Below are 4,726 nucleotides of genomic sequence, written 5' to 3'. Positions count from 1 at the left end.
GTTTAATTTTATTGGATATAGAAGTATTAAGACCGCTTTTTGTAAACTAGCATTGATTTGCTATATTTATTTTTTGCTTTGAGAATTATAAAATGAAAGTTACATATAAAAAATGAGATTTTAAGAGGTGGATTTTATAAAAAAAGTCATCTCTTATTTTTGTGCAAAATCTTGATAAATAATGATAACAATTAAATTCATAAAAAACACAAGAATAAACACGATAGTGGAGGTTAAGCATTTTAAGAAATGTTGTAAATATGATAGCATAAAATAAGGCCTTGAGTGCTTGGCTGAAAAAAGGGAATGGACGTGCACTGTTTGTGGTACATAGATTATCAAGGTGGTTCTGTAAATAATTTTGTGTATCAACCTAAATCCTGACATTAGGGTAAGGGTTGATACATTTTTTATGTATCAATGTTTGTTTATTCCTAAGGAATAGACCTTTTCTTAATTTTACACAACTTTAATAAACTGTTAAATTTTCATAAAAATTTACAGCCGATTTCATACAGGGTTTTTATCTCAATTAAAACCTCCCTTTAAAAAATATTAATAATTGGGATAAGATTTGATCTCATCCACGTATTCTACTTGTCCATTTGATTGATGCATCTACCATTTCTAGGTACAAGCTTTTTTGAAGTGCGTAGTCATTTGGAAATATGGTCTTGTTTTTTGTAACTTTTCTTAGTTGTCTATTGAAGTTTTCCATAGCGTTTGTTGCATATATTAGCTTTCTTATTCCTTCTGGATATTTAAAATATGTGGATAATTCTGTCAAATTGTTTTGCTAAGAGCTTATACATATTGGATATTTTTTGCCCTAGGTGGTTTATCCTAGGGCTTTGTTGATTTTAAATATATTAATTATCTTTTGTAAAATCTGAAAAAATTGTATCATTTAATGTTACTAACAATACCATATCTGAGTTTACTGGGTTGTGGAGCATTATAGATGTATTTTCATCAACTTGCTCATTTACACTTTTAGAAAGTTCTTTTAATCCGTTACTCATTTGATTCCATCCATTCAAAAGTTCTGGATTTGTCTTATCTATCATTAGTCCTGCTATTTCAGCTTTTAATTCATTAGATGTTGGGTAAAGGTGAACAATAAAAGTGCCATCTACTGTTTCTGTAGACACATTACACATATCAGCAAATTGACCTTTAATATAGCCTGATACTATAGTTTTTGTATCTTCACTACTCATAGATTTACCTGTACTGCTCGCAGGCTTATTATTATCTTTTGCGGTCGCTTTGTTGTCATCGGGTGCATCATAAGTTTTGGCTATTGATTTTAAGTCTGCTGGAGTTTTAGTATTAAAATCAAAATTGTCTGCAGCTTTTTTGTTATTTCAATTTTAGCATAAGGGTATTCATTTTCATCAGTTTTCTTGGCTTTAAGAACAAAGAATACACTCTCATAGTCCAGCCCTTTCTCTTTTATTTTATTTAAGTAAGAAAAAACATCTCCTAAAAATGGCTGGATACTAGGTTCACCGCTATCGGTAATATTTATCCTTGTTATTTTAGGTTTATTGTCATCACCAAAACCCTCAATTACTTCACATTTCACATCTTAACCAAAGGCTAATTTGGCTAACTCTTCATATGGACTTTCTTTAGTCTTTGGCTTCTCTTCACTTTTCTTAGCTAAATCTGCCTTTTCTTCTACTTTTGCTGGTTGTGGCTTCTCTTTTTTGTCTTTGTCTTTTGGGTCGAATAAGGCTCCTATAACTATTAGAGCTGCAATTACTATAAACCATTTTCTTTTATAAATTGGCTTCTTTTCTGGGTTACTTTTTTTCATATTTTCCTCCTGTTTTTTTATATTAATCCTTTTGTCTGAATATCTGATTTGAGTTTTATTGAATATTTATTTTTAAATTCTACTATTTATATTATTGTTATATAGACTGCAACTTCGTCTTTTTCTAAAACTTTCTTCTTTGTTCGATAACTTTTCCTATAATAGAAACAGGGAGCTGTTTTATATCTCGATTGCTGAAGAATTTAGGTAAGAATACGATAGGATTGGTGGCAATTAAAGTTATTCCATCTTTTGATTTTTGGACGATTTTCATTGTTGCCTCATCACCGTTTACACGAACGATTGCAATAGATCCACTATCAATGTCTGCTTATTTTCTAACTATGACTAAGTCTCCATTTTTGAAGTCTGGGAGCATGGAGTCGCCTCTGAGTTTTACGCCAAAGTGTTCGCCTTGACTTTTTAGTTTAGGGTCGATTTCTTCCCAATCTACTATATCTTCATCGGCTACAAAGGGATTGCCACAGGCTACTACATAAAAGACAGGGACTTCGTATTTTTCTGACTCATCTTCGGCGTTCCTTTTCTTAGACCTCCCTAGGAGATAGTCATAAGATACTCCAAAAATATCGGTCATTTTTTGAAGAATATCAGACATAGGGAATCTATAGTCTCTCTCATAGGAGCTAACTGCACCTACTGAAACATCTAGTCGTTTGGCTAAATCATCTTGGGTATATCCAAGTTCATTTCTAAGCATCTTAATTCTGTTTCCTAAGCTCATATATTGCCTCCTGTCTAAACGTAATGTTTACTTACCTATATATTAACAACTTTTAGTAGATTTGAAAATAGCTTGATATAAACAATACAAGTAAAATTATTGTTATTAAGGATTTGTTTCGTGTAAATTTGGTTGGGACCAATAAAATTTATGCATATAGACCTATTAATTAACAGGTGGAAAACCATATTTATTAGGCACTATTAACCATCAAATAGATTGAATAAATCTTGATACATATTTTAATGATTTTGAGTTGATAGAGGTTGAAGAGCTAAATTAGAAAACTTTTTAGAGTGGTCTTCTGATTTTGACACTGAAAGTGAATTGAAAGTTGATTTGTTTGAAGAAAGAATTTACGGATAAGAGATTATGAAGAAATTCATACTCCATGAAAAGCACATGACTGGAACTAGATAATACAATAATTACTTAAAAAATAGGAAAGAAAGAGGATGGGTTCTCAAAATAGATTAACAATTTTAGAAGATAAAGTTCAAAAAAATATTAATAATTTTCATGGTAGAGGAATAATTTATAATGTGAATAATAATCTTAATAAGTGGTTTGAAGAAGTTAATGTAGGGTAAAATATGGGTTATTATTTAAAAGGAGTTGGATATCCAACAAGCTAGATAAGACTTTATTATTAGAAAAAAGATATCAGTATTGAATATATATTTGTGGTTTGGTATTATAGAATTCTATAAAATAATAAGATACTAATGTCTACAACTATTTTAGATGGTATATATATAGAGTGTACACAAAATGGAGATAAGCAAGAAACATATTTTGCTATCTATAAAAAGCAAAAAACATTATGTTTAGCAATGGAGAATTATTTGGTTAATCGTGAATCAATCGTGTAAAAATTCACACAAAACAAGTAAATATCAACAAATTAATCGTGCGTTAATCGTGCGATTTTTTATTGTCCAAGCTTTAATGACGTTAAACTTTAAGGGACAGTTAAGCATTAGAACTTTAAATTATGGAGGAAAGAATGGCGGAAGATGTTAAAAACCAAGTTGAAGAAACTGCAGAAGAAAGCAAGGATACAAAACAGGAAAAACAAGAAGCATGAGAAAAAGTATTCTGATGATGAAGTGGATAAGATTATTAGGGACAAAAAAGCTAAGTGGCAAAAACAACAAGACGAGAAAATAAAAGAGCTTGGGGAGTACAAGCAAAGGGAAAAACAATCAGCTATGGCAAAGATTGCTAAAAATAAGTTGGCTAAGGAAGGCTTCAATATTTTAGATGATTTAGTCAATAACTTGATAACTGATGAGGCGGAATCAACAAAGGAAAATTTGAAAGATTTTGCAGATATTCTCAAAGATTTGGTGAAAAAAAGTGAACGAAAGACAAAGGGGCAAAATTACATAGGTTAAAAAGACGAGGGTTGAGTTAGCTTTAGAAAGAGCAAAAAAGATTTATAACTATCGTACAGTTAAGCAGAACGAAGTGGATAAGATGTGCCAAGAACTCCTTGCCATTTTGGAGGAAATAGGTGAAATTTATAAAACGGATAAAAAACCACCTCAAGGTTGGCTATAGGTCGAAAATATCTGCATGACTTCCAGTATCGACTAAGGTAAGGGTTAGGATATCATCTTCTAGGAGGTAGGCTAAGAGCCAATCAGGCCTTATAGGGTATTTATAAAAGCCTGTAAACTTACCCTTTAGTTGGTGGTTTCTATATTTGGGTTCACCTTACTGATTGGGTTGCGGGTTTTTTTGCTTATAAAATTAAAGGCAATACTTAAAACTACCTCAAAGGCACCCTTTATTTTGCGCTTATTTTTGGGTAATATCAACATGTAGCACTGACTCTAGTGTAACTAAAGATTTTAAAACGCTTAGAAAGGCTTCTAGAGGCTATATTAGTGATTGCAAGTGGTATATAAGGTCTGTGCTTTTGTTTAGGTGATTGTTGAATATTTTGTTGATTTTTGATTAATGGTATTTATTAAGATAAGAAAAGAGGCTCGAGGCCTCTAAATTTTACAAATGTATTTCTATCATTTAGCTACATTTTAGCTACAAACTCATTTCTTTTAATTCTTATTTATTCCTTTTTATTATTAAAATAGAATATTTATAAAGCTAATTACTTTATATTCCGTTTTATTCTTGTATATTCTGAATAATTT

5 protein-coding genes and 3 pseudogenes are annotated in these 4,726 nt (G+C 30.8%); 2 read left to right on the top strand and 6 right to left on the bottom strand.

The annotated features are described in order from the left end of the window. Positions 1-583: 583 nt before the first annotated feature. The 5 genes and pseudogenes from Q0W95_RS07490 to Q0W95_RS07470 all read right to left on the bottom strand — a co-directional run. A pseudogene (locus tag Q0W95_RS07490) lies at positions 584-787 on the bottom strand (transposase); the annotation flags it as partial. Positions 788-869: 82 nt separating this feature from the next. Further along, entirely contained in the window at positions 870-1,220 is a 351-nt protein-coding gene (locus Q0W95_RS07485; RefSeq protein WP_297791446.1) for a hypothetical protein, read from the bottom strand. An 89-nt stretch (positions 1,221-1,309) separates the two neighbouring features. Then, positions 1,310-1,588, bottom strand: coding sequence for a hypothetical protein (locus Q0W95_RS07480; protein WP_297791444.1), 279 nt, complete (start codon positions 1,586-1,588; stop codon positions 1,310-1,312). Between the two features lie 3 nt (positions 1,589-1,591). Beyond that, positions 1,592-1,822, bottom strand: a complete 231-nt coding sequence (locus Q0W95_RS07475) for a hypothetical protein (protein ID WP_297791443.1) — start codon at positions 1,820-1,822, stop codon at positions 1,592-1,594. Between the two features lie 124 nt (positions 1,823-1,946). Beyond that, positions 1,947-2,567: pseudogene (locus Q0W95_RS07470) on the bottom strand (S24 family peptidase). Positions 2,568-3,292: 725 nt separating this feature from the next. Here Q0W95_RS07470 and Q0W95_RS07465 point away from each other — a divergent pair. Further along, a complete protein-coding gene (locus Q0W95_RS07465; RefSeq protein WP_297791441.1) occupies positions 3,293-3,439 on the top strand; it encodes a DUF6275 family protein in 147 nt (48 codons plus the stop codon). Between the two features lie 144 nt (positions 3,440-3,583). Beyond that, positions 3,584-3,964, top strand: a complete 381-nt coding sequence (locus Q0W95_RS07460; protein ID WP_297791439.1) for a DUF4355 domain-containing protein — start codon at positions 3,584-3,586, stop codon at positions 3,962-3,964. Between the two features lie 160 nt (positions 3,965-4,124). Here the strand turns inward: Q0W95_RS07460 and Q0W95_RS07870 are convergent. Next, positions 4,125-4,268, bottom strand: a pseudogene (locus tag Q0W95_RS07870) (type II toxin-antitoxin system mRNA interferase toxin, RelE/StbE family); the annotation flags it as partial. Positions 4,269-4,726 lie beyond the last annotated feature (458 nt).

The organism is uncultured Anaerococcus sp., assembly GCF_947253225.1.
Classification (GTDB): Bacteria; Bacillota; Clostridia; order Tissierellales; family Peptoniphilaceae; genus Anaerococcus.
The sequence above is the reverse complement of the archived record's forward strand: the minus strand, read 5'-3'. Positions and strand labels throughout refer to the sequence as shown.

Excerpts from the sequence above, each read along its gene's own strand:
- Q0W95_RS07485 (WP_297791446.1), bottom strand. The coding sequence starts at position 1,220 with ATGAGTAGTGAAGATACAAAAACTATAGTATCAGGCTATATTAAAGGT.
- Q0W95_RS07465 (WP_297791441.1), top strand. The coding sequence starts at position 3,293 with ATGTCTACAACTATTTTAGATGGTATATATATAGAGTGTACACAAAAT.
- Q0W95_RS07475 (WP_297791443.1), bottom strand. The coding sequence starts at position 1,822 with ATGAAAAAAAGTAACCCAGAAAAGAAGCCAATTTATAAAAGAAAATGG.
- Q0W95_RS07460 (WP_297791439.1), top strand. The coding sequence starts at position 3,584 with ATGTTAAAAACCAAGTTGAAGAAACTGCAGAAGAAAGCAAGGATACAA.